Source organism: Paramixta manurensis (genome assembly GCF_013285385.1).
Lineage (GTDB): Bacteria > Pseudomonadota > Gammaproteobacteria > Enterobacterales > Enterobacteriaceae > Paramixta > Paramixta manurensis.
Map to the genome: position 1 here is coordinate 1091181 of NZ_CP054212.1, position 21963 is coordinate 1113143.

At 49.0% G+C, this 21963-nt stretch carries 29 protein-coding genes and 3 pseudogenes; 23 read left to right on the forward strand and 9 right to left on the reverse strand.

Annotated features, from left to right (window positions below; genetic code table 11):
• Positions 1–9 precede the first annotated feature (9 nt).
• The 3 genes from PMPD1_RS05240 to PMPD1_RS05250 are packed head-to-tail and all read left to right on the forward strand — an operon-like array spanning position 10 to position 2793.
• Positions 10–528: a carboxymuconolactone decarboxylase family protein gene (locus PMPD1_RS05240; protein ID WP_173633042.1), complete on the forward strand. Its 519-nt coding sequence runs from the start codon at positions 10–12 to the stop codon at positions 526–528.
• Positions 529–554: 26 nt separating this feature from the next.
• Positions 555–1583 carry a zinc-binding dehydrogenase gene (locus tag PMPD1_RS05245; protein ID WP_173633043.1) on the forward strand — a complete coding sequence of 343 codons (1029 nt, stop codon included), beginning with the start codon at positions 555–557 and terminating at the stop codon, positions 1581–1583.
• A gap of 4 nt (positions 1584–1587) precedes the next feature.
• The gene (locus tag PMPD1_RS05250; RefSeq protein WP_173633044.1) at positions 1588–2793 is read left to right on the forward strand and encodes an MFS transporter; all 1206 of its coding nucleotides are present in this window, start codon (positions 1588–1590) and stop codon (positions 2791–2793) included.
• 228 nt (positions 2794–3021) lie between these two features.
• Here PMPD1_RS05250 and PMPD1_RS05255 read toward each other — a convergent pair whose 3' ends face one another.
• The 4 genes from PMPD1_RS05255 to PMPD1_RS05270 all read right to left on the reverse strand — a co-directional run bounded on the left by PMPD1_RS05255 (position 3022) and on the right by PMPD1_RS05270 (position 5755).
• Positions 3022–3972, reverse strand: coding sequence for a bifunctional helix-turn-helix transcriptional regulator/GNAT family N-acetyltransferase (locus PMPD1_RS05255; protein WP_173633045.1), 951 nt, complete (start codon positions 3970–3972; stop codon positions 3022–3024).
• 212 nt (positions 3973–4184) lie between these two features.
• Positions 4185–4760: a hypothetical protein gene (locus PMPD1_RS05260; protein WP_173633046.1), complete on the reverse strand. Its 576-nt coding sequence runs from the start codon at positions 4758–4760 to the stop codon at positions 4185–4187.
• A gap of 102 nt (positions 4761–4862) precedes the next feature.
• Positions 4863–5069, reverse strand: coding sequence for a helix-turn-helix transcriptional regulator (locus PMPD1_RS05265; RefSeq protein WP_173633047.1), 207 nt, complete (start codon positions 5067–5069; stop codon positions 4863–4865).
• 110 nt (positions 5070–5179) lie between these two features.
• Positions 5180–5755 (reverse strand): YagK/YfjJ domain-containing protein, encoded by a 576-nt coding sequence (locus PMPD1_RS05270; RefSeq protein WP_173633048.1) that lies wholly within the window; start codon positions 5753–5755, stop codon positions 5180–5182.
• A 632-nt stretch (positions 5756–6387) separates the two neighbouring features.
• Here PMPD1_RS05270 and PMPD1_RS05275 point away from each other — a divergent pair.
• The 12 genes from PMPD1_RS05275 (at position 6388) to PMPD1_RS05330 (ending at position 13685) form a co-directional block, all read left to right on the forward strand.
• Positions 6388–7455, forward strand: coding sequence for a hypothetical protein (locus PMPD1_RS05275; RefSeq protein WP_173633049.1), 1068 nt, complete (start codon positions 6388–6390; stop codon positions 7453–7455).
• A 126-nt stretch (positions 7456–7581) separates the two neighbouring features.
• Positions 7582–8445 carry a GTPase family protein gene (locus PMPD1_RS05280; RefSeq protein WP_173636121.1) on the forward strand — a complete coding sequence of 288 codons (864 nt, stop codon included), beginning with the start codon at positions 7582–7584 and terminating at the stop codon, positions 8443–8445.
• Between the two features lie 92 nt (positions 8446–8537).
• Complete coding sequence (locus PMPD1_RS05285) at positions 8538–9371, forward strand: DUF932 domain-containing protein (protein WP_173633050.1); 834 nt, start codon at positions 8538–8540, stop codon at positions 9369–9371.
• 201 nt (positions 9372–9572) lie between these two features.
• Complete coding sequence (locus tag PMPD1_RS05290; RefSeq protein ID WP_173633051.1) at positions 9573–10277, forward strand: WYL domain-containing protein; 705 nt, start codon at positions 9573–9575, stop codon at positions 10275–10277.
• Positions 10274–10888 (forward strand): hypothetical protein, encoded by a 615-nt coding sequence (locus tag PMPD1_RS05295; RefSeq protein WP_173633052.1) that lies wholly within the window; start codon positions 10274–10276, stop codon positions 10886–10888. The genes PMPD1_RS05290 and PMPD1_RS05295 overlap by 4 nt, the downstream gene beginning before the upstream one ends.
• 88 nt (positions 10889–10976) lie before the next feature.
• The gene (locus PMPD1_RS05300) at positions 10977–11387 is read left to right on the forward strand and encodes a hypothetical protein (protein ID WP_173633053.1); all 411 of its coding nucleotides are present in this window, start codon (positions 10977–10979) and stop codon (positions 11385–11387) included.
• A 77-nt stretch (positions 11388–11464) separates the two neighbouring features.
• Complete coding sequence (locus PMPD1_RS05305; protein ID WP_173633054.1) at positions 11465–11701, forward strand: DUF905 domain-containing protein; 237 nt, start codon at positions 11465–11467, stop codon at positions 11699–11701.
• Positions 11702–11780: 79 nt separating this feature from the next.
• Entirely contained in the window at positions 11781–12239 is a 459-nt protein-coding gene (locus PMPD1_RS05310) for an antirestriction protein (protein ID WP_173633055.1), read from the forward strand.
• Positions 12240–12247: 8 nt separating this feature from the next.
• Positions 12248–12730 carry a JAB domain-containing protein gene (locus PMPD1_RS05315; RefSeq protein ID WP_173633056.1) on the forward strand — a complete coding sequence of 161 codons (483 nt, stop codon included), beginning with the start codon at positions 12248–12250 and terminating at the stop codon, positions 12728–12730.
• Positions 12731–12738: 8 nt separating this feature from the next.
• Positions 12739–12960, forward strand: coding sequence for a DUF987 domain-containing protein (locus tag PMPD1_RS05320; protein ID WP_173633057.1), 222 nt, complete (start codon positions 12739–12741; stop codon positions 12958–12960).
• Positions 12961–12978: 18 nt separating this feature from the next.
• Entirely contained in the window at positions 12979–13296 is a 318-nt protein-coding gene (locus PMPD1_RS05325; RefSeq protein WP_173633058.1) for a type IV toxin-antitoxin system YeeU family antitoxin, read from the forward strand.
• Positions 13297–13316: 20 nt separating this feature from the next.
• The gene (locus tag PMPD1_RS05330) at positions 13317–13685 is read left to right on the forward strand and encodes a TA system toxin CbtA family protein (protein ID WP_173633059.1); all 369 of its coding nucleotides are present in this window, start codon (positions 13317–13319) and stop codon (positions 13683–13685) included.
• A 207-nt stretch (positions 13686–13892) separates the two neighbouring features.
• Here the strand turns inward: PMPD1_RS05330 and PMPD1_RS05335 are convergent.
• Positions 13893–14287: pseudogene (locus PMPD1_RS05335) on the reverse strand (tyrosine-type recombinase/integrase); the annotation flags it as partial.
• Positions 14288–14486: 199 nt separating this feature from the next.
• On the opposite strand from PMPD1_RS05335, the gene PMPD1_RS05340 reads away from it, so the two are divergent.
• The 3 genes and pseudogenes from PMPD1_RS05340 to PMPD1_RS05350 all read left to right on the forward strand — a co-directional run.
• Positions 14487–15182, forward strand: coding sequence for a hypothetical protein (locus tag PMPD1_RS05340; RefSeq protein ID WP_173633060.1), 696 nt, complete (start codon positions 14487–14489; stop codon positions 15180–15182).
• A gap of 81 nt (positions 15183–15263) precedes the next feature.
• The gene (locus PMPD1_RS05345) at positions 15264–15593 is read left to right on the forward strand and encodes a hypothetical protein (RefSeq protein ID WP_173633061.1); all 330 of its coding nucleotides are present in this window, start codon (positions 15264–15266) and stop codon (positions 15591–15593) included.
• A 129-nt stretch (positions 15594–15722) separates the two neighbouring features.
• A pseudogene (locus PMPD1_RS05350) lies at positions 15723–16231 on the forward strand (transposase); the annotation flags it as partial.
• A gap of 4 nt (positions 16232–16235) precedes the next feature.
• Here the strand turns inward: PMPD1_RS05350 and PMPD1_RS05355 are convergent.
• A protein-coding gene (locus tag PMPD1_RS05355; RefSeq protein ID WP_173633062.1) for an IS3 family transposase occupies positions 16236–17449 on the reverse strand; the annotation gives its coding sequence in 2 pieces (ribosomal slippage) (positions 16236–17155 and positions 17155–17449; 1215 coding nt in all).
• Between the two features lie 27 nt (positions 17450–17476).
• Here PMPD1_RS05355 and PMPD1_RS05360 point away from each other — a divergent pair.
• The 5 genes and pseudogenes from PMPD1_RS05360 to PMPD1_RS05380 all read left to right on the forward strand — a co-directional run.
• Positions 17477–17941, forward strand: a pseudogene (locus PMPD1_RS05360) (integrase core domain-containing protein); the annotation flags it as partial.
• 229 nt (positions 17942–18170) lie between these two features.
• Positions 18171–18572, forward strand: a complete 402-nt coding sequence (locus PMPD1_RS05365; protein ID WP_173633063.1) for a zinc ribbon domain-containing protein — start codon at positions 18171–18173, stop codon at positions 18570–18572.
• A 239-nt stretch (positions 18573–18811) separates the two neighbouring features.
• Positions 18812–19959 (forward strand): IS3 family transposase gene (locus tag PMPD1_RS05370; protein ID WP_173633064.1). Its coding sequence is split into 2 segments (ribosomal slippage): positions 18812–19049 and positions 19049–19959, totalling 1149 coding nucleotides; the frame shifts between segments, so codons are not numbered across the junction.
• Positions 19960–20154: 195 nt separating this feature from the next.
• Positions 20155–20595 (forward strand): STM2901 family protein, encoded by a 441-nt coding sequence (locus PMPD1_RS05375; protein WP_173633065.1) that lies wholly within the window; start codon positions 20155–20157, stop codon positions 20593–20595.
• Entirely contained in the window at positions 20592–20915 is a 324-nt protein-coding gene (locus PMPD1_RS05380) for a DUF1493 family protein (RefSeq protein WP_173633066.1), read from the forward strand. The genes PMPD1_RS05375 and PMPD1_RS05380 overlap by 4 nt, the downstream gene beginning before the upstream one ends.
• A 30-nt stretch (positions 20916–20945) precedes the next feature.
• Here the strand turns inward: PMPD1_RS05380 and PMPD1_RS05385 are convergent, their stop codons facing one another.
• From PMPD1_RS05385 to ycgZ, 3 genes are all read right to left on the reverse strand, one after another.
• A complete protein-coding gene (locus tag PMPD1_RS05385) occupies positions 20946–21212 on the reverse strand; it encodes a biofilm development regulator YmgB/AriR family protein (RefSeq protein ID WP_173633067.1) in 267 nt (88 codons plus the stop codon).
• 52 nt (positions 21213–21264) lie between these two features.
• Complete coding sequence (locus PMPD1_RS05390) at positions 21265–21558, reverse strand: hypothetical protein (protein WP_173633068.1); 294 nt, start codon at positions 21556–21558, stop codon at positions 21265–21267.
• Between the two features lie 138 nt (positions 21559–21696).
• Positions 21697–21942: a regulatory protein YcgZ gene (ycgZ, locus tag PMPD1_RS05395; protein ID WP_173633069.1), complete on the reverse strand. Its 246-nt coding sequence runs from the start codon at positions 21940–21942 to the stop codon at positions 21697–21699.
• Positions 21943–21963: the final 21 nt, after the last annotated feature.

Genomic DNA, 21963 nt, shown 5'->3' on the forward strand with positions numbered 1-21963 from the left:
AAAAATGATATGACCACACCAAGAGTAACCCCCTGGCAGGATAGAGAGCCCGTTGACGCCAATCTTCTCAACGCGATAAAGGCCCGTCGGCCCGGCGGAAAACTGATAGGTATTGACCGGGTATTACTGAAGAGTGCCCCCCTGGCCACGGGCTGGAACGAACTGATGGTACGGGTACGTCAGGAATTTTCGCTCAGCCTTGAATACCGGGAACTGATCATGCTGCGCGTTGCCTGGCTGAATAAAGCAGAATTTGAATGGAACGTGCACTACCCTGCCTATCTGGATGCAGGCGGAACGGCTGAAAAAGCAGAAGCCCTGCGGTTATCCTCCGCGCCACACATCTTTAATGACACCGAAACGTTGCTGATACATCTTACGGACCAGTCCACTCGGAACGTCGTGGTTGAGGAGAACGTCATCGGGGCGCTGAAAAGCCTGTTAGGTGAAAAAGATACCGTGGAAGCGGTTGCCACTGTCGCCGCCTATAACATGGTATCCCGTTTTCTTGTCGCCCTTGCCATCTGACAACCCCAAATTTTCCGGTGCAATTTATGAATAAAAAATATCGCGCTATGCAGATCGTTGCTCCCGGGGTGCTGGAAATGACAGAGCGACCGATACCCGCTCCCGGCCCGGATGAGGTGCTCATCAGAATTGAAGCATGCGGCGTATGCGGTGCCGATCTCCGGGACGCGGAAAAAGCGCCGCAGGCGGGCCAACCCGGCCGCATACCGGGACATGAAATTGTCGGGTTTATTGCCCGGAAGGGGAACAGGGTACCCGATATCTGGCAAACCGGTCAGCGGGTGGGGGTCGGGCGTCTGGGGGGGTACTGTCAGCACTGCAAACCCTGCCGCAGCGGGCTTTTTCATCTCTGTGAAAACCAGCTTACGCCAGGACTCAGCTGTGATGGCGGCTACGCAGAGTACGTCGTCATGCGGCATACCGCGCTGATAGCCATCCCCTCAGCACTCTCTTCCGTACATGCCGCGCCGATTCTCTGCGCCGGTACCGCAACCTTCAACGCGCTGCGTAATTCTGGCGCCAGGGCGGGCGACAGAGTGGCGGTTCTCGGAATGGGTGGCCTTGGCCATATGGCCGTTCAATACGCCCGTAAAATGGGGTTTGATGTTACGGTGGTGGCGCGGGGTAGCGAAAAAGAACGAGCGGCCATTGAGCTGGGTGCACATCATTACATCGATACACTTAAGGAAAGCGCATCAGAACGTCTGAAAAATGACGGCGGTGTGGATATTATTGTGGCAACGGCACCGGCTTCAGAAACGGTATCTGCTCTTCTGTCCGCCCTGGCCCCCCGGGGAAAAGCTATCCTGCTGGGTACCGGACAAACGCCGCTGCAGGTCACGCCGGGTATGATGATCGGCGCTGAACGCACCCTGACAGGATCCTTCGTCAGCACACCTGCACAAACCGAGCTCGCGCTGCAGTTCAGCCACCTCTTTCAGACGTTGCCCGTCACAGAGCTGCTGCCCTTTGAAAGAGCAAATGAGGCGCTCAGCAGACTGAAGCAGGGGCTGGCGCGATACCGGATAGTGCTCACCATGAATCAGGATAATTAATCACATGTCCGCAGAACATTTCCTGCCTGTAGCAGACCAGAAAAATAATATTATACGCCTGTCGGCCGCACAGGCTCTCGCCGGTGCTAACTCCGTCGTCTTTTATGCGACAGGCGCGATTGTTGGTAACGCACTGGCTCCCAGCAGTTCGCTGGCCACTCTTCCCATCACCATGTTTGTTCTGGGGATGGCGGCCTGTATCCTGCCGTTAGGTTCACTGGCGCGGACAAATGGTCGTAAGGCTGCTTTTATGGTCGGCACCGGGGCAGGCGTCATTACCGGACTGACGGCTGCTCTGGCCGTCTTCATCGGCTCATTCCTGCTGTTCTGCATTGCTGCATTTATGGGCGGTGCCTATGCGGCGGTCGCGCTAAGCTTTCGTTTTGCCGCAACGGATGGCGTTACGCCCGAACGCCGGGCCCGGGCCCTGTCGCTGGTTATGGGAGGAGGAGTGATAGCTGGCGTGGTTGGTCCTATGCTGGTTTCCGGAACGATGCACCTCTGGCCGCCTCATACCTTTGCCGTCACGTTCATCGCCCAGGCGCTCGTGGCCGTTATATCAGCGTTCATTCTTAAAGGCGTGAAAACGATAGATTCCGTCAGCACGGTAGGAACAGGTGGACGACCTCTGAGCGAAATAGTCCGTCAGCCGGGCTTTGCCAGGACCGTATTCAGCGGTGCGGTAACCTATATGGTGATGAACTTCCTGATGACGGCAGCACCACTCTCGATGCACATGCACGGCATTTCTCAGCAGGCGTCCAATCTCGGTATCCAGTGGCATGTTATTGCCATGTACGGTCCGGGCTTTTTCACCGGCAAATTAATTAACCGCTTTGGCGCCATGCGTATTGCCGCTGCGGGTCTGGTTATCACGGCATGCTCTGTCCTGGCCGGACTTGGTGGAACCGATATTTTCCACTACTGGCTGTCGCTGATTTTGCTAGGTCTCGGCTGGAATTTTGGCTTTACCGGCGCATCTGCGAAGATCATTGAATATCACCGTCCCGAAGAGAAAACCCAGGTCCAGTCCCTGAACGATTTTGTCGTGTTTGGGGTGATGATTGTAGGGTCTTTTTCGTCAGGAGCCCTGCTCAGTCTCTATGGCTGGAACGCCGTCCTGTGGGGATCCCTTGTTCCCGTCGGGCTTGCCTTCTTAGGTATTGTTAACGAGTTGCTGGCAAAAAAGCAGCATAAATTAAGCTCCTGACGAAGTTTTATCTGCCGCCTGGAAGCGGGTTTTGTTGATGTGAAAAGTATCTAAAGCCCAAAATCAACGAGCATGATTTTGGGCTTACTTGGCGATGCTCACTGGTCCCACGATCTCATTAACATCCGCTCACAGCCAGATGCGGACATGACTAATTTGGGATAGGGAGAACAATTAAGAAAAGTCCGTCAATAAAATCATGTCCAAAGGGTAAATGCTCAGGATCATTTAGATGATTTTTCTTGTGAACTGTTGCTCAGTAATAGTACTACCCCACTGATCACCTTCCCATTCTTTCGACAATTCAAATCCGAATGATTCGTACAAACGTCTTGCCGCTTTAAGTTTATTAAATGTCCACAGTTGTACCGAAGTGAAGCTCTGTTCATCACAAAATCTCATAGCTTCTCCAATGAGTTTTCTACCCACTCCACTGCCACGACATCCATCGTCAAGGATGAACCAGCGCAGATGAGCCTCTTTATTTCCCAGATCCTCACCGTCAATTGCAACTGAGCCGACTATGCGTTCGTTCACCATTGCCAGCCAAATCTGATTACAAGGCTTGTCCAGGCGGCCAGAAAAATCAGCAAGACCTGCAGCAACCTTACCTTCAAAAAAACTGCCGAAGTTATGTTCTCTGGCGTAATAGCGGCCATGCATTTCAGCAATACGGCCAATCATACCTGCATGATAACCCGTGACTATTTTGACATTATTTCTGATATTACCTTCGATATTTTCGCGACAGGCTTTCAGCGCGCTGGCATAAGAAGAAAGGCCATGTGATACAGTTTCTTGTGTAAGTGGATCGAGCATGCCAAGTGCTGCTCCGACACGTTCGTCAGCGTAAGTATTTATGTTATGCACGGTATCTCTGCCCTTCCCGGTAAGGCTAAGCAGTTTCGTCCTGCCATCTTCAGCAGAAGGACTTTCTTTCAGTTCTCCGGCTTCGACAAGTTTAGCGAGCATGCGGCTGACGCTGGACTTCTCTAGCCCCAGGAGCTGGACCAGTTGAGCGGCTGTCAGTGATCCATGCGTTTCAATTTCAAGCATGGAGTGAACTGCTGAAGGAGGGTAGTCAGTTGCAGCCAAGTTTTGGTTCATGAAACCCAGCTCTCGCACCATTAAGCGTGATGCCGCACGTATATTTTGTATGTTATTTGGTTCGGAAATCATTAGCATTACCTTGCAATTATAGTTGCACAATACAACCATCTGCACATAGGATTTGTCAATCCCTTACCCATTTCCGCTCCTCGCTCAAAGCGGACGAGCTACCCATTCGTTCTTCAGACTTCTGAAGAAGCGTTCCATTGGACTGGAAGGGGGGAGGAACTCTGCTTTTTTTTCCTAGCAGTAAAGCGGTTCGGCACAGATCGGAACTGATATTAATGGCCGGTAAATAGCAGATATTCATCCATCATTTGCGTGAGGGATAGGTTTTCTTCCTGCCGTCCAATCAGCCACAAGCCTAGATCTTCAGGTGCCTTACGTTTCAGGTGATCCAGCCAGTCCTCCAGCGTCGCACCCATCATCAAATCGTACCAACATAGCCAGACCAGTTTGTGGCGATGCTCCGGTGAACTGAATTGTTGTAACAGGCTAATCAGCCTATTTGCCAGTGGGCGTTGTTTGAGGCGGATACATTCACTCAGTAATATCCCTTCCAGCATTGGGTGGTGCAGTAAAGTTTTTTGCTTTGTCTCAAGGCTGATTTGCATATCAGTCAATACCGACACTGGCTCTGGATGCTGACTTCCGTAAATCAGTCGGTAAAGGCATTGTGGTACCACTGCAGTCATCTGCCCTGCGCCGGGAAAGTACAGACTGCCCACCATCAGATGGTGGCTGGCCTGGATATTGGGATGACATATGCCATTTATGATGGCCAGTTTTGTGAACCCGTTTAGCCAACGTTGATAGCTGACTAGCAAACTGTTATATCGCGTCTTCGTCACTTTCATGGTGAATTATCCCTGAATACTGAATGACAGGCAGCCGAAAGCCTCCGCAATGAGCGGATAAAGAATTTGCCTGTCAGGAAAGTGATGTGTAAGGAGAGGTATCTAGCTGCGTGATTCGTCGATTCTCGCCTGTAGCCAGGCTTCTACTTCACTCTGTAGCCATCGTGAACTTCGCCCCAGTTTGATAGGTTTGGGGAATATGCCCTCTTTGATGAGTCGGTAAATCCACTTATCACTGACCCCCAGCAGGCGGGTGATGAATGCCATATCGATGAATTGGTCTTCGAGCAGGGAAATTTGAATAGTCATGGTTTGATTCTCCGGTATCTAATTGGAAACCGGAGAGGGGCTTATTCCTGTTACTGCCCGCTCCGGCATAGGTACCGGTGGTGCCGTAAAAAATAGTATTAGCCGATTATCTATTTCCTGGGTCTTCCCTGTCGTGCAGGAGGTGGAACCTCATTGCATCCCCAGATCGGATTTCCATATTTCTGGTCTTCTTTTGTTAAATAACTGACTATCCGCCTGAGGCTTTCCACGTCTGCATCATTTCTGTGATCTACAATTGTATTTATATTGTCCTTGTGATAACTCTCCGCGTGGCACCATCTAATTTTTCCTTCACTGCGTGTTATATCTTCCCAAGCACTTTCTGCTTCAAGCATGAAGGGGAATGATTTTTTATGCTTCTGCCCTTCGATATAAAAAATGGCATGTGCGTGAACCGCACCTCCTCTTGTCCACTCTAATACCCAAAAACACCCGCAAATAGCAGGTTTTGCTATCATAGCATTCATTAACTCACGAAGATCATCCTGTATCTGCAGTGTTGAATTACGGATATATCTGTTACTTCCTTTCTGATAACTGAAGTCCATGCGAAAAGCCAGCACCTTTGAGTACCGACTCAGAACCTGGTTGAGATGATGATTGGCTAAATTCAGAAGGCAATCATCTGGGATGATGTTCTGGAAGAATGGGTAGTGTTTTTGCATTTTAGTAATCCTTTGGCTTTGTCTCAAAGGATTACCTGATGCTGTTTTTTTTGTGAGAATAGTATTAACAGGCTCCGATATCTTTATCGTCATCCATTCCGGGTTTAGTTCTGGGTTAAAGGTAAGGGTAGTGGTGAATATACAGTGGATAGAGGGTATGACTACAATTCCACTATAATATTAATTAACCTTAATTATCAAAAACGACACGAATGTGATGTCTGTAATCGGCAGCACCTGATGCGACATGGTGCAACCTAATCCGTTATGAGCTAGCTCGCTTACTCTAAGTTGCAGAAATTCGTATGGAGAGCGGAGAGGTGACGCTGAGTGTGAGTTTTCTCAACATCGCAGCATGAAGAATGTCGTGTTGCCGTTGTAAATCCGTTCATACAGACTATGTTCATAACTCAGGCCCATTAAAACACTACAAGCGTAAGGTAATGACAGGTAAAAATCTCATAACTCATTGATTATTTTATTCTGGATGGAAAATTAATTACTACGATATTACTACGTAATAACTTCTTTTTTTATACATTTATAATTCTTTTAGTAGTCATTTTTACTATTGATTATCTGCGTTTATTCATCATAATGGATTCATTTCTAGCAGTGTCATTGGGTGATATGTGAACAAAGAAAAGGTATTTACTGCTCAAGATAAGTACAACGCATTGAGAAGGAAAATGAAGTGGCTGGATAAAAATCCACGTGCTGCAAGCTTCTATTTTTTCTATATCGCTCGTTCTTTAAGTAGGCCTGAGTCGGAGATTTCTCAGTCCGAACATCTGTACGAACGAAATCCACTTTCCGCAAAGGTTCTGGGAATGGAAAAGATTTCGCTAGGCGTCGAAAAGAACAAAAAAGCATCACTTTCAGTAATGGCACCGCAAGTTAATTTGAGTGAGCTGAGTAAAGATAAAACAGATAAGGAATTTGAAATAAATGAAGGTCTTGAGAGGGTATTAAACAAAGAGCTTGCGTCAGGATCTGAAAATGCAACTTTGGGAAAGTTGTCAATGTCAAAAAGGATAATGCCGGCAGACTTTTTTTACGCTAATGGAATTTACACTCCTTTCTTGCAAGGGATTATAACCGGTACTGATAACATCATTGAACGTATAGTGAAAGAATTATGTGAAAAAGATGTATTAACTCGGCGTAAATTAATAAAGGAAATTAACATAGCTTGGGCTCAGGCAAGTAGTGATTTTCCTGAGGCTTTTTCATGGGTGGATTTAAATGATGAAAAACAATGTCTGTGGGTATGGGACATTATGAAAAAGAAGGCAGTTGCCCCTCCGGCAAATCCGATTAATAACATGCAACGCTGGCAATTTATTTGCGCAACATTTGATCTGTGGGAGGGCTGGACTCATGAGCAGCTGAGTTATTTAAAGGATGGTCGAAAAAAATTGAGCCAGAATTTCTCTGATTTACTGTCATTTCCACACTCTTCACATAAACATAAAGTAGTGCTAATGAATGAACTGGAAAAAGCCTGGAACCAGAAGCTGTTTCGCAGACAAGTTAAAGAGAATAATACGGAAATAAAGCTTTCTGTCAGAGTGAAAAAGAAGCTTGCCAGGCTTTCAGAAATATATGGAGAGTCGGAGTCAGTTTTAGTGGCCTCACTTATTGAGCATGAGTATGCCGGGTTAATGGTAACAACAGAAAAAGCCAAAAAACATTCCTGAATTCATACTTTATTTCGTGGGTTTATCTAAAAATTATACAGATATATATCATCTATTTGAACATACCCCATTAACGGCAGAACCCCATGGTTCTGCCGTTTTTGTTTTCATTTCAAAGGAGTAATGATGGAAAGATCTGAAGGTTTACAGTCGTTGCAGCAGTCGCTTTCTGGCCTGCCGCAGTGGGCATCAGAGCGTATTCTGCAACAGATAAACCAGCTTACTCGCTATGAGCCGGTGATTGGCATTATGGGTAAAACTGGCTCGGGCAAGAGCAGCCTATGCAATGCCCTATTTTCCGGAGATGTTTCGCCGGTCAGTGATGTAGAGGCCTGCACTCGAAAACCATTGCGGTTTCGCCTGCAGCTCGGCAAACGCTTTATGACAATTATGGACCTGCCTGGTGTTGGGGAGTCCAAACTGCGGGATGCTGAGTATGCCGCGCTCTACCGTAAAAAGCTTCCCCGGCTGGACCTTGTGCTGTGGCTGATTAAGGCTGATGACCGGGCGCTGGCGGTGGATGAACATTTTTATCATCAGGTGATCGGTGAGTCTTACCGGCATAAGGTGCTGTTTGTTATCAGCCAGGCCGATAAGGCTGAGCCCACCAGTTGCGGAGAGCACTTATCCACGGAACAGAAACAAAATATCAGCCGTAAAATCTGCCAGTTGCATGAACTCTTCCAACCTGTAAACCCTGTCTGCGCGGTGTCGGTACGTTTGCAGTGGGGGCTGCAGGTGATGGCTGAACGGATGATCTGTTGCCTGCCACGCGAGGCCAGCAGCCCGGTGACGCTACAGCTTAGTGCTCCACTGCGTACCGATGCCGTTAATAAAAAAGCCCGTGACGATTTTGGTGAAACGGTCGGCTCGGTACTGGATACAGTAAGTTCCATGCCCCTGATACCAGCCCCGGTTCGGACAATAATCCAGACTGTACGCGATACCGTGGTATCGGTCGCCCGCGCCATCTGGAATTTCTTCTTTTGAATTATTAGCAACTTAATCCGTTATTTCCTGAGCCCTGTCGCCTGTGCGACGGGGCTTTCTTTTATTATTTTCCTGTTATGAGGAGTCTGCTTATGACCCGTCTGGCTTCGCGCTTTGGCGCAGCAAACCTTATCCGTCGTGATCGTCCGCTAACCCGTGAAGAGCTGTTTCGTGTGGTGCCCAGCGTATTCAGCGAGGACAAGCATGAGTCACGTAGCGCACGGTATACCTGGATACCAACCATTACCGTTCTTGAAAACCTGCAGCACGAAGGCTTTCAGCCGTTCTTTGCCTGCCAGACCCGGGTGCGTGATCCTGGTCGCCGTGAGCACACAAAACACATGCTGCGCCTCCGTCGGGAGGGGCAAATTACCGGCAAGCAAGTCCCGGAAATCATTCTTCTCAACTCTCATGACGGCACCAGCTCGTACCAGATGCTGCCGGGATTATTCCGTGCGGTGTGCCAGAACGGTCTTGTCTGTGGCGAGTCGTTTGGTGAGGTGCGGGTGCCGCACAAAGGGGATGTGGTGAGTCAGGTGATTGAGGGGGCTTATGAAGTCCTGGGGATTTTTGACCGTGTGGAAGAGAAGCGGGATGCCATGCAGTCTCTGATGCTGTCGCCACCGGCACAACAGGCTCTGGCTCAGGCTGCACTGACGTACCGTTTCGGTGAGGACCACCAGCCAGTGACAGCACCTCAGGTGCTTTCCCCCCGGCGCTGGCAGGATGAGAGCAATGACCTGTGGACCACATACCAGCGTATTCAGGAGAACCTGATTAAGGGTGGGCTCAGTGGCCGGAGTGCAAAAGGCGGGCGAACGCATACCCGCGCCGTGCGCGGTATCGACGGCGACGTGAAGCTCAACCGGGCGCTGTGGGTAATGGCGGAAGCTATGCTCTCCGGATTTGAGGCAAATGGATGTTAGCTCCAGCAGCATACGGACACCCCCTGTCCGTTCGTTGATCGATTTCCAGGCAGTCTTTCCTTGATAAGGCTACGGAACCGCATTCTGATTGCATTCAGCATGCAGAAAAAATACCGCTTCCGCTGTCCGTATCCTGTCCGACCCTCTCGTTACACTAATCACTTAATTTTCAGTCCATTAACAGGGTGGAGAACGCCTCTCATGTCTCAGTCTGAGCGCCGCCATGAGCGCCTTGCGGTCCGGCTGTCGCTGATTATCAGCCGTCTTGTGGCGGGAGAAACGCTGGTCATACAGACACTGGCCGCCGAATTTGGCGTGTCAGTGCGCACATTGCGTCGGGATTTTCGCGAGCGTCTGGCCTATCTCGATCTGGAATTCCGTAACGGGCAATGTCGTCTGCTGTCCGGCAGCCGTCAGAGGGAGCTGACAGTGCAGACTTTTGTCCGTCAGTCCGGTGTGGAGGCGCTTTTTCCGGATATAGACAACCAACTGGTCAACTCTCTGTTGAGCGCCAGCGAGTCTCCCTGCCTTATCTGGCACAGCACCAACGTCAGGACGCAAGCACAGCCTGAAGTCTTTACGCGACTGATTCGCGCCATCACAGAACACCGTCGGGTAACGCTACTGGCAGAGGGTCATCGTTGCACTGGTCTGGCTCCCTATCGACTGGTGTGCAGCGACGGCTGCTGGTACCTGACCGGTGAACATGAGGGACATATAACGGTTTTCACGCTGGGTGATATTCACACGGTCACATTCAACCCTGAGCTTTTTGTCCCGGATACACAGGTACGTAACCTGTTGTCACACCCAGATTTTCTTCGGGTTTTACCTCACTTTCAAACTTTCCATTCACTTTTCGTTGTCGGTGACGACGGTTTTTCACCCTTTAAGGAGCAAAGATGAAATTACTCACTGCAACCACGCTGGCGCTCAGCCTGTGCGTCGGAACAGTTTTGCCAGTAGCCGCTGAAAATATCGTGGGTACGGTTAAGGCCTGGCAGTACATGCAGGCAGATGGCTGGAAATCAGCTGATGGTCTGGACAACCATACCCTTAGCAACGCGCTGTATGGTGCCAGAGTGATCGATAATTATCCCTGGACCCGGCAATTCCTGCTACGTCAGGGATACAATGGAGGCTATTTTCTGGCCGATAAAAATACTAAAACGGTACGCAAACTGGCGCTCAAAACAGCCAGTGGTTCTTCCTCCGATTTGACATCTGTCTACCAGGCTGAGGGAAAGGCATGTGGTTTCGTTCTGATTGATACACAGGCTGCATTGCTTGACGAGGCACAGCAGCGAGCAAGTGGAACTGATGACCCGGCAGAGACAGTGCGAGTAGCCCGGACAAAATTTAAACCAAACACCCTGATGGTCGTGCCTGATAACTGTGTCAATCCCAAACAACAGGCCGCGCTGGAGGCTAAGCGTTCTCAAAAAGACAGGGAGCTGCAGCAATGGGTGGCAAAGCAGAGTATGGCTGAACTCTGCCGCCGAACCGGTAACTGTTGAGGATCTGGTTACAGATGTTTTAACCGCGCCAGATGGCTTGCAGGTATATCTGGTGCAATCCGGTTCGCATTTATTCAGGAAGAAGGCCATGCTAAAAATATTGACCTCTGTTATCCCGGCTTTAATTCTCTCGCTCGCGGCTTTCAGCGCCGGCGCCGCGCAGCTTCCGGAAAGTCTGATGGATAAAGACAATCCCGGCCAGGAATACTGGTGCCAGGGTAATGACATCAACACTACAGTCTGCTCAATGGCTGATGTCAGTGATGACCGTAAGTTTGCCCTGATTCAAGACATGCCCGGTCCAGCCTGTGAAGATTTAAGTTTCGGACTTATTGACCTGGTATTTAACACCGGACTTAACATCCCTTATGACGGCGGCGACTGCAAAGGGGATGTGAAGGCCGGGTTTGTGCGTGGCACAAAAGATAATGCCCTGTATGTGAAGATTGTCCGGGGTAGCAAAACTTTGCGGCTGTATAAGGTACAGACGGGGTTCTGACTGAACCCGCATAACAACACTCTCTCAAAACCCCTGACGCATCTGCGTCAGGGGTTTTTGCTTTTAAGGTACATCGAATGCCTGAATCTCAATTACTGCCGTCGAACCCTTTCACCCGACAGCAGGCCGACGCTATTACCAGCCGGAATCAAAACGTCGCTATAGAAGATGAACAGTGCATTCACTTCCGCCTGGTAGTTCGTGACTCTGAAGGTCGAATAGTCTGGCGGGCGTGGAGCTTTGAAACCGATGCCGGTGAAGGACTTAATCGCTATATCCGGCAGTATGGAATCCTCAGAGCATCCTCCTGCTGACCACACCCATTCATCATTCCTGCATATCCCCCATACGCCAGCTATCGTCGCTGGCGTTTTTTATTGACGGAGAATATCCATGACGACAGAAACTCAACGCGAATTGATGCCCGCTAATGAACCTCAATTTGACCTTACTGCAACACCAGTACCTGACGAACAGCGCATCCGCTTCTGGCCACAGCACTTTGGCGCTATCCCGCAGTGTATAACGCTGGAACCCCGTATTTTCGCCTGGATGGACCGCTTCTGTGATGAGTACAGCGGTGGTATCTGGTCGTTTTACACCCTGAGCAACGGTGGTGCATTTATGGCCCCCGAGTCTGACAGTGATGAGATTTGGCGTCTGTTTAACTACCTGAACGGCAACGATGCAGATATGAGCGCGGAAGCCGCAGGTATCGCTGTCTGCCTGATTGAATACAGCCACCACGCCTGTCGCACCGAATGTGATGCCATGACTGAGCACTATTACCGCCTGCGGGATTACGCCCTGCAGCACCCTGAATACAGTGCCATTTTGCGCATTATTGATTAAGGATACCCATGATGGAACAGTCACTTAGCCCACTAAGTCCGATACTTCCACTAACCGCACAACGCACGGTAAAACGCGCTTTAACACTGCTTGATCGACACCTGCGCGAAACAGGCGTGGCATTCACCTCTACTCAGGCTGCCCGTGACTGGCTGAAACTGAAAATGGCGGGACTGGAGCGCGAAGAGTTTATGGTGCTGTATCTGAACCAGCAGAACCAGTTGATTGCCCACGAAACCCTGTTTGCCGGTTCTATTAGCAGTACCGAGGTACATCCCCGCGAGGTGGTCAAACGCGCCCTGTACTTCAATGCGGCAGCAGTGTTATTTGCGCACAACCATCCCTCCGGTGACATCACACCCAGCCAGGCAGATAAGACCATCACGCAGCGTTTGGTGCAGGCACTTCAGCTCGTTGATATCCGCGTACCTGACCATCTGATTGTCGGCGGCAGGCAAATCTATTCGTTCGCAGAACACGGTCTGCTGTGAGGTATTACATGAAAATTATCAGTAAGCGCCGGGCGATGACCATATACCGTCAGCATTCGGCCTCCCGCATTTTTCGCTATTGCACCGGCAGATACCAGTGGCATGGCAGTGTCTGTTATTACAGCGGCAGGGAAGTTCCGGATATCACAGGAGTCTTGGCGGTATACGCCGAACGCCGCCAGGACCGCAACGGACCGTATGCCTGCCTGATGAGTATTATCCTGAATTGACAATAAAGGAGGTTATAAATGAACAACACCACATGGGGCCTGCAGCGGGATATCACGCCGCGCCTGGGAGCACGTCTGGTGCAGGAGGGCAACCGGCTGCACTATCTGGCTGACCGGGCAAGTATCACAGGTAAGTTTAGTGATGCCGAATGCCTGAAGTTGGATGTCGCATTCCCGCATTTTATCCGTCAGATGGAATCGATGCTGACCACTGGTGAAATGAATCCTCGCCATGCCCACTGTGTCACCCTGTACCACAACGGTTTTACCTGCGAAGCCGATACCTTTGGTAGTTGCGGCTACGTATATATCGCCATTTATCCCACTCAACGCTAACGAATTTCACGAGAGCAAACATGAAAACTCTACCTGCTACAATTTCGCGGGCGGCAAAGCCCTGTCTGTCTCCAGTGGCTGTCTGGCAAATGCTACTTACACGCCTGCTGGAAAAACACTATGGTCTGACCCTGAACGATACGCCGTTCTGTGATGAAACCGTTATACAGGAACATATCGATGCCGGTATCACTCTGGCTAATGCCGTTAACTTTCTGGTAGAAAAGTATGAGTTAGTACGTATCGATCGCACAGGATTTATCTCACAGGAAAAAGCGCCATATTTGACCGTGACAGATATCCTTCATGCCAGGAGAGCATGCGGATTAATGAACAGTTGTTCGTATCGGAAAGTAAGTAATATTGTTCTTAGCCGATCGCGGCAGTGAGAAAGACTTCAAGAGCCGAGAAGATTTGTACGGTCTGTGAAAAAATTGGTGATATTGGCGACTCGGTGAAAGGCTCATCGAGTCGCATGAAAAACAAGGTGGGGGCACAAAAGGGGGCATTTATAAAGATGAAACAAGAAAATATCTATACTTATCAATGGTTATATAGGTTGTGTTATGTTCCTATTATCGCACCATTTCAATATGTTAGGCATCATTAGTACCCTCCTTATTTTCCATGTGGGACAGGTTTGGGACACTAGCGCTAAAAATCGCATCGATTTCCTCGCGTGCTCGGTCAGATGATTCGGTGCCAAGTGTGCATACCTGTGAACCATCTCGATTGACTCCCGGCCGCCCATCTCCTGCAATACCGAGATCGACACTCCGGCCTGAACAAGCCAGCTTGCCCACGTATGGCACAGATCATGAAAACGGCAGTCTTCAATCCCGGCCCCTTTCAAAGCAGCGCGCCAGGCTGTATTTGCATCGCAACGCATTTTTCTGACAACATCGGTTTTTGAGCCATCCGGTCGGGTGATTTGCTCTGTGTAAACGAACACCCATTTATGATGGCGGCCGATCTGCTTTTTCAATACCTGACTAAATCAAAAACTTTAAAATTTATAGATCATTGAAATGAGATCAGTCGTTCAGGATTTCAAACCCTGATTAAATGTTATCTTAAGTTGCGTTCCCATCCTGATAGATGATCAGTGCTCATGGCTTTGCCGCTTCGGTATCTTCCCATTTTTCCAACAAATGATTAGGATAACTCTCATAAAAGATGATGGAATGATTATGATGAAGAAGCTTTTAGGGCTATTGGTTGGGCTGTCACTTGTTGGCTGCGCTAGTCAGCCAAGGGATCTGGTGGGTATCAAAGCGATTTCAGCAAACTCTGTGCTGCCTAAGACTTACATGATGGTTCCTTTGAATCAGGATGACTTCAATAAAAACAGCATATTATATAAACAGGTGGCTCAGGTTCTAAGGCAATCTTTATCATCAAGGGGGTTTGTACTTGAAAATGACCCGGATAAGGCAAGCCAAATTGTGTTTCTGAACCTATATCGCACAGGTGCAAAGAGCTCTACACGGAATGTGACTGTTCCTACATGGGGACAAACAGGCGTTAGTTCTGCTACTACCTATGGGACGGTGAACACATATGGTAATGGTTACGGAACATTGAACACTACTACAACTTACACGCCGACATATGGCGTGACGGGAAGTTATACAACGCAGGTTACAGATACTTTCTATACGATAGTTATCGCTCTCAATTCATATGATTTTGCGAAGTTTAAAGCTAAAAACACTGATGAACTCTGGGAGACCCAAATAGCTCTTACATCTTCTACACCTGATGGACTCGGTGCTTATAAAGGCATTGCTGCTTACGTTGCGCCTTATCTCGACACTACCTTAGATCATGATGCTCAGCTTTACTTAACTCCAAATGAATATATGCCAGCAGTAGCAGCAAATTAAGTTGCGAGCATCAAGCCTTTGCACCAGCTTACACCCACATCGTGCTAGGATTATCTAGGTGAGTTTCCGATGGAGAGCATAATGAAGTATCGAATAGAACTGGAATACGCACCATTCCCTTTGGATAAATTATGGCTTGATGTAAGACTGACCGAACGCGGAGTTATTGATGAGACTGATGACCGCTTTGGATTTGGCGCGGTGTATAGCTCAAGGGACGCACGTGAGTACAAATTTTCTCTATATGAAAGCTTTGAGACAATTGCTGGACTTGATTGGCTTGAAAGCGAGTATGCGGCAGGTGAATTACACATTCTCAAGCAGAGATTAGCTGTTGGCAGCGAGCACTTATTTAAAGATGCAGGTGAGAGCTATCATTACAAAATAAAAAAAATTACCCAATACACTTAACCCGCCACACGGCGGGTTTTTGCTATCTGAAAGGAATGATCATGCTCTGACCCTGACCCGAAATCCTGCTCCATTCAGAAACAGAATTCCGGCATGATATTCACTCCCCCACGAGCGGAGGTTGTGCCGATGAAAAAGTCACGATTCACCGAAGAGCAGATAGTTTTTGCCCTGAAGCAGGCTGAGCTGGGTACGCCCGTACCGGAAGTCTGCCGCAAGCTGGGCATCTCCGATGCCACGTTCTACACCTGGCGCAAAAAGTACGGCGGGATTTCTCCTTCAGAACTGAAACATATGCGACAGCTCGAGGAGGAAAACCTTCGCCTGAAGAAGCTGGTTGCCGATCTGAGCCTCGACAAGGCCATGCTTCAGGATGTGCTGGCAAAAAAGAGCTGACGCTGGCACGCCTGCGCGAGTAGGTCAGGGATTTACAGACCCGCTACGGTGCCAGTGAGAGACAGGCCTGCTTTGCGCTGCAGGTCAGCCGCAGTTCGTTCCGCTACCGCTCCGTTGCGACAGACGACAGTGCGCTGCGACTGCGCATCAGGGAGATCACCGAAACCCGGGTCCACTATGGCTACCGCAGGGTTCACGTGATGCTCAGGCGGGAAGGCTGGCGCGATAACCACAAAAGTGTAGTGGTCAAGTAATACTGGCCACGGTTTTACAGTAAGAACGGTATCGGTTCTCTGATTCTTCCGGCGTCAGCCCCCCGTTGTAATGATGAGGTCTGACGCTATTGTAGTAATTCAGGATATAACCGCCGATTTGTCGCCGGGCCTCATCCTTACCTGCGTAACCATTCGTCGGCACCCATTCTGTTTTCAGACTACGGAAGAAGCGTTCCATGGGGCTATTATCCCAGCAGTTCCCCCGACGACTGACGCTTTGCTTTATCCTGTAACGCCAGAGAACTTGCTGATATTTAAGGCCTGTATACTGGCTTCCCTGGTCGCTATGGAACATGACATCACGCGGTTGACCACGCGTCTCATAGGCCATCCGCAGAGCACTTCTTATCAGTGCGGTATCGGCATTCGCTGACAGACTCCAGCCGATAACCCTGCGGGCAAAAAGATCCATAACAACCGCCAGATAGCACCAGCGATTTCCAGCCCAGATATACGTAATATCTCCACACCATACCCGGTCTGGCTCCGGTACAGCGAACTGACGCTCGAGCAGATTCGGCAGGCAGGTATGCTCCTGACGGGCATTTTTGTACTGATGTTTTCCGGGCTGGCAACTGCTCAGGTTCAGGTATTTCATCAGACGCCCGGCACGGTAACGGGTCATCGGAACGCCGTTCCGGGTCAGCATTTCAGCCAGAGTGCGTGCGCCTGCTGAGCCCCGGCTCTGGTTCCACGCCCGGCGTATTTCGCTGTACAACCTGACTCGCGCCGGATTGACAGTATCGCGTCGTTTTCGCCAGTACCGGTAACTGCTACGGTGTATTTCCAGCGCGGAGCAAAGGCTGACAACCGTGTGGCTGTCACTCAGTCTGGCGGCTATCGTGAACCGTTCAGTGAGTCGGACATCAAGAGTGCGGTAGCCTTTTTTAATATCGTATTCTGTTCCTCCAGGCGGCGAACCTGCTTTTCCAGCTCGCGAATACGTTGCTGCTCTGCAGTAATGGGAGTTGCAGAGGGCGTAATCCCCTGCCGCTCTCGCCTGAGCTGGCGCACCCAGCTCTCAAGAGTGGTAGAACCGACATTCATCGCTTCACTGGCTTGTCGATATGAGTAGCCCTTATCAACAATCAGCTGTGCACATTCCAGCCTGAACTCAGGGGTGAAAGTACGCTTAGTTTTCTTGTTCATTAAGTCACCTGTTTTATGTTGTGGTGAGAATATCACCTTTAATCAGGTGGCCAAATTTACTGTGCCACTACAGACGGGCGACGGCTGCGCCTGCTGACAGTTATCGACCTGTATACTCGCGAATGCCTGGGAATTTGCGTGGGCCAGAATTTGCGTTCAACAGAAGTGGCAGAAATGCTGAACACCATTGCGCTCAGACGTCCTTTACCACAGCTCCTGAAAACTGATAATGGTTCTGAATTTGCTGGAAAAATGCTGGATAAATGGGTGTACGAACGTGATATCCGGATTGACTTCTCGCGACCGGGTACGCCCACGGATAACGCCACGGTGGAATCATTCAACGGCAGGCTGCGGCAGGAATGCCTGAACGAGAACTGGTTTATGTCGATGGAGGATGCCCGGTGCAAAATCGAAGCCTGGCGCATACACTATAACCAGAGTCGTCCCCATTCTGCGCTGGGCTGGATGACCCCATCCGAATTTGCCGAAAAATCTGTCGGTTGCCAGAATAAGCAACCAACCTGAAGCCGGTTATTCCTGATTATGCCTGGAGCATATTCGGGGTCAGGGTCACCAACCGACATTACTAACTGAAGGTTGTATCTAATCCTGGGGGCAGGTCACGGCAGCGTACCCGGGCCTACACACAGAACTTATCCTGACATTTGATCAGTAAGTGATCGTTATGCATGAACTTAAGGGAATGCGGTGCTAACATGTGGCGACTTGTTACTGTCTATCGGAAAGGGATGAAATGAGTGTTCTTGTCATCGCGGTATTGCTTGGTTTAATTCCGGCATTTATCGCGAAAAATAAAGGCCGATCCTTTGGTACTTGGTGGTTGTATGGAGCCCTCCTGTTCATCGTGGCGATAATCCATGTACTTCTAATCTCTCCAAGCCAGGAAGGTTTAGCAAATAATCAGGCTAGAGAGGGATTGCGAGACTGTCCGTTCTGCGCAGAACCAATCAAATTTCAGGCGTTAAAATGTAAGCATTGTGGCAGCGAAGTAGAACCCGTTTTGGTTTCATCCTCTGTAATAGTAAGTCCACAATCGAAATATACTGGAACACAGGTGGCGTGGAAAAGAGTGGGTATATTGGTAGCCATCGTTGTAATTGTAATGGCATTTATGCACTTTTCTGGTCATGCTTAGGGATGGAGATGTGAAGAAGGCCTTAATATTTATAGCAATAGGATTGCTGTCGTCAACATTACTTGGTTGTAAGCCATCTGATGATGAAGCTATCAGTTTTGGTCAACAAGATATAGCTTCGACCCTTAAGGATCCTAACAGCGTAAACTATAGGTCGGTGCGCTTTATTGAAGATCTGAATCGCCACAGGTTTAACAGACACCTCAGAGTCATTTAAGATGACTTAAAGAGAGGTGCCCATGAGCGGTAAGCGTTATCCTGAAGAGTTTAAAATTGAAGCAGTCAAACAGGTTGTTGATCGTGGTCATTCTGTTTCCAGTGTTGCAACACGTCTCGATATCACCACTCACAGTCTTTACGCCTGGATAAAGAAGTACGGTCCGGATTCTTCCACTCATAATGAACAGTCAGATGCTCAGGCCGAGATCCGCCGTCTTCAGAAAGAGTTGAAGCGGGTTACGGACGAACGGGACATATTAAAAAAAGCCGCGGCGTACTTCGCAAAGCTGTCCGACTGAGGTACGCCTTTATCCGCGACAACAGCCGTTGCTGGCCTGTTCGTTTGCTCTGTAGGGTTCTGGATGTCCATCCGAGTGGATTTTATTTCTGGCTTAAGCAGCCACATTCACAGCGTCACCAGACAGACCAGATGCTGACCGGGCAGATCAAACAGTTCTGGCTTGAGTCTGGCTGCGTCTATGGTTATCGCAAGATCCATCTCGATCTACGTGATACCGGACAGCAGTGCGGAGTGAACCGGGTCTGGCGACTGATGAAGCGTGCCGGAATAAAAGCTCAGGTTGGGTACCGCAGCCCACGTGCACGTAAAGGAGAAGCCAGCATCGTGACATCCAACAGGCTCCAGCGGCAGTTCAATCCGGACTCACCGGATGAGCGTTGGGTGACGGACATAACCTACATCCGAACCCACGAAGGCTGGCTGTATCTGGCCGTGGTGGTTGACCTGTTCTCCCGAAAAGTTATCGGCTGGTCAATGCAACCCCGCATGACAAAAGAGATTGTCCTGAACGCATTACTTATGGCGGTGTGGAGGCGTAATCCTCAAAAGCAGGTACTGGTTCACTCTGATCAGGGCAGTCAGTACACGAGCCATGAGTGGCAGTCGTTCCTGAAATCACACGGTCTGGAAGGCAGCATGAGTCGTCGCGGTAACTGCCATGACAACGCGGTTGCGGAAAGCTTTTTCCAGCTTCTGAAACGCGAACGGTTTAAGAAAAGGCTCTACGGAACGAGAGACGAAGCCAGAAGCGATATTTTTGATTATATCGAAATGTTTTATAACAGTAAGCGTCGGCATGGTTCGAGCGAGCAGATGCCACCGGCTGAATATGAAAACCTATATTATCAACGGCTCAGAAGTGTCTAGATTATCCGTGGCGATTCACCATCAAAAGCCCGAGTACTACGAGTAATAGTCTTTTATCAACCGAATAGTTATATACATTTGTCGCGTTGTTGATGTCTCCATCATGGTGTTTTATGGTTTATGTGACCCAAATTCTGGAACGGTTACAGACCGAGCGCTATGATGAGGCGTGCTTAATAACATGGATGCGTGAGTATGGATACGGTTGAGCAGATTAACGGCTATTTTTATAAAGGGATGTGGAACTTATCACCTGGCGAACTTGCTTTCTGGATTCTGGTCGATGAGGCAGAAAAGCAATTAGACGGTATAGATATTTTTGCATTTGCCACAATCGTAGGTAGCTTTAACCTAATTCACGTTCCAGGAAAACCCAATACAGCAACACGCGGAACCAGTCTTCTATCATTAGGGCTACGCAGGATGATCTCTTATCGGTTAGACACTCGCTGGCGGTCTCCTACATGGAAGACGTTAATTAATGGTCAATGGGCGAGAACATCTAGTTTAGGAGGTCTGATTGGAAGGTGGTTACCTTGGGTAGGGGTTGCGATCACGTTATATGATATCACCCTAATTTCACACAGGACTATCTGGCATTACAACCTCATGGTTCGACCTGAGGATAGGATATGAAGCTATTAGATGCTGCTGTATTAGAATTTGCAAGAGACGAGTTACGCTGCAAAGATCTTGATATTGATTCATCTCTCAGTACCGGGGAGTTTCTAACGGTTCGCGAAGATGTTTATGAACTGCTTGATAAGTATGCAGAAGTTTTTAATGTTGATTGTAGCTCAATTAACTGGCGGAAATATTTCCCTATACAGATATTACCCTTCTTACCCAATGGCATATTACCTAATAGATTAAGATCCGATCGGCACAAAGCTTCTCCACTAACCATAAAAATGCTCATTGAGTCCGCCAAAGCGGGGCGTTGGCTTTACGATTAATGGCCCGCAAGCATTCTGTTTTAAAACACTTTAAACGTCGTCAAGCGTATGATTGACAACAATCTCCAGTGTCTTATAAATCCTGTCGGCTTGCGCTGCATCGCTGGTTAGTTCTAATGCGTTGATCAGCGATAAAATGATGGCTTTATTGGTTAAATGCCCGTCCTCGGCAACAATATTGCGAATTATCGTGCCTAATAATGCCGACTCCTCGGCCAACATATCACCTGCGCGCCGGAAGTATTGCGCCAGCTCGGTATCATATAATGCAGAGTGAATATCAATTTTTTCAGACATAACGCTGTTCCTGTACCTACATCGTTATTCATTATTACTGACAACCAGAATGTCAGTGTTTTTTATTGGTTTCCGACAGCGGTTTACTTCCAAACAGGGGGTGAACATTATCGCCACTCTGTTGTTCACGCAAAGCCCTACGCCGACCAGAAGCCATGTTATTTTTGACTTCTGTAATAACACGCGCAATCAGTTCCCGACGCTGCCTGTTCGGCTCACCCGCTTCCATGGTACGTAACTGCCCAATCAGCGACTGGTTAGTTACCGGGCCATTTTCTTTAAAAAGAGACAGAACCGCCTCTCCAATGATTTCATCTGTTAGCCGATCGATTTCACTTCTGTTCATAACTGCATCTCTGATTGCCGCCGTGTTCCGGATTTTTAACGCGGCATGAACCTGTTCTCCTGAAAAGAAAGTCAGTTTACGATAACTGGCCCGTCAGTGTTAACACATCGCAATCTGATGATTTGCCCGGTTGGCTTTTCAGGCTTCATTACTGAACAGCAGACCGATCAACGTATGATAGTGCCGTTCTTCTTCAGCCCCAGATGCCAGTTCAAGGCGGCGAAGCAGTTTGGTGCAAAGAGATTTCCGGTTCAGGTTCCGGCCATCCTTGAGGATTTCGACTACAATCTGTCCTAGCGTTTCCTGCTGCGAAGGTAAAGTCGCCTGGTTGAAATATTGAGCAATAGCGTTTTCTGTATTCGGAGCATAGCCGTTCTGACGCATACCAGACCCTCTTTATTAATC

Coding starts and splice junctions, on each gene's coding strand:
- PMPD1_RS05340 (WP_173633060.1), top strand. CDS start 14,487: ATGATGAAGAAGCTTTTAGGGCTATTGGTTGGGCTGTCACTTGTTGGC.
- PMPD1_RS05305 (WP_173633054.1), top strand. CDS start 11,465: ATGCCTGAATCTCAATTACTGCCGTCGAACCCTTTCACCCGACAGCAG.
- PMPD1_RS05385 (WP_173633067.1), bottom strand. CDS start 21,212: ATGTCTGAAAAAATTGATATTCACTCTGCATTATATGATACCGAGCTG.
- PMPD1_RS05255 (WP_173633045.1), bottom strand. CDS start 3,972: ATGATTTCCGAACCAAATAACATACAAAATATACGTGCGGCATCACGC.
- PMPD1_RS05270 (WP_173633048.1), bottom strand. CDS start 5,755: ATGCAAAAACACTACCCATTCTTCCAGAACATCATCCCAGATGATTGC.
- PMPD1_RS05390 (WP_173633068.1), bottom strand. CDS start 21,558: ATGAACAGAAGTGAAATCGATCGGCTAACAGATGAAATCATTGGAGAG.
- PMPD1_RS05295 (WP_173633052.1), top strand. CDS start 10,274: ATGAAATTACTCACTGCAACCACGCTGGCGCTCAGCCTGTGCGTCGGA.
- PMPD1_RS05240 (WP_173633042.1), top strand. CDS start 10: ATGACCACACCAAGAGTAACCCCCTGGCAGGATAGAGAGCCCGTTGAC.
- PMPD1_RS05330 (WP_173633059.1), top strand. CDS start 13,317: ATGAAAACTCTACCTGCTACAATTTCGCGGGCGGCAAAGCCCTGTCTG.
- PMPD1_RS05245 (WP_173633043.1), top strand. CDS start 555: ATGAATAAAAAATATCGCGCTATGCAGATCGTTGCTCCCGGGGTGCTG.
- PMPD1_RS05315 (WP_173633056.1), top strand. CDS start 12,248: ATGATGGAACAGTCACTTAGCCCACTAAGTCCGATACTTCCACTAACC.
- PMPD1_RS05375 (WP_173633065.1), top strand. CDS start 20,155: ATGGATACGGTTGAGCAGATTAACGGCTATTTTTATAAAGGGATGTGG.
- PMPD1_RS05300 (WP_173633053.1), top strand. CDS start 10,977: ATGCTAAAAATATTGACCTCTGTTATCCCGGCTTTAATTCTCTCGCTC.
- PMPD1_RS05345 (WP_173633061.1), top strand. CDS start 15,264: ATGAAGTATCGAATAGAACTGGAATACGCACCATTCCCTTTGGATAAA.
- PMPD1_RS05280 (WP_173636121.1), top strand. CDS start 7,582: ATGGAAAGATCTGAAGGTTTACAGTCGTTGCAGCAGTCGCTTTCTGGC.
- ycgZ (WP_173633069.1), bottom strand. CDS start 21,942: ATGCGTCAGAACGGCTATGCTCCGAATACAGAAAACGCTATTGCTCAA.
- PMPD1_RS05265 (WP_173633047.1), bottom strand. CDS start 5,069: ATGACTATTCAAATTTCCCTGCTCGAAGACCAATTCATCGATATGGCA.
- PMPD1_RS05320 (WP_173633057.1), top strand. CDS start 12,739: ATGAAAATTATCAGTAAGCGCCGGGCGATGACCATATACCGTCAGCAT.
- PMPD1_RS05285 (WP_173633050.1), top strand. CDS start 8,538: ATGACCCGTCTGGCTTCGCGCTTTGGCGCAGCAAACCTTATCCGTCGT.
- PMPD1_RS05325 (WP_173633058.1), top strand. CDS start 12,979: ATGAACAACACCACATGGGGCCTGCAGCGGGATATCACGCCGCGCCTG.
- PMPD1_RS05250 (WP_173633044.1), top strand. CDS start 1,588: ATGTCCGCAGAACATTTCCTGCCTGTAGCAGACCAGAAAAATAATATT.
- PMPD1_RS05290 (WP_173633051.1), top strand. CDS start 9,573: ATGTCTCAGTCTGAGCGCCGCCATGAGCGCCTTGCGGTCCGGCTGTCG.
- PMPD1_RS05260 (WP_173633046.1), bottom strand. CDS start 4,760: ATGAAAGTGACGAAGACGCGATATAACAGTTTGCTAGTCAGCTATCAA.
- PMPD1_RS05380 (WP_173633066.1), top strand. CDS start 20,592: ATGAAGCTATTAGATGCTGCTGTATTAGAATTTGCAAGAGACGAGTTA.
- PMPD1_RS05365 (WP_173633063.1), top strand. CDS start 18,171: ATGAGTGTTCTTGTCATCGCGGTATTGCTTGGTTTAATTCCGGCATTT.
- PMPD1_RS05310 (WP_173633055.1), top strand. CDS start 11,781: ATGACGACAGAAACTCAACGCGAATTGATGCCCGCTAATGAACCTCAA.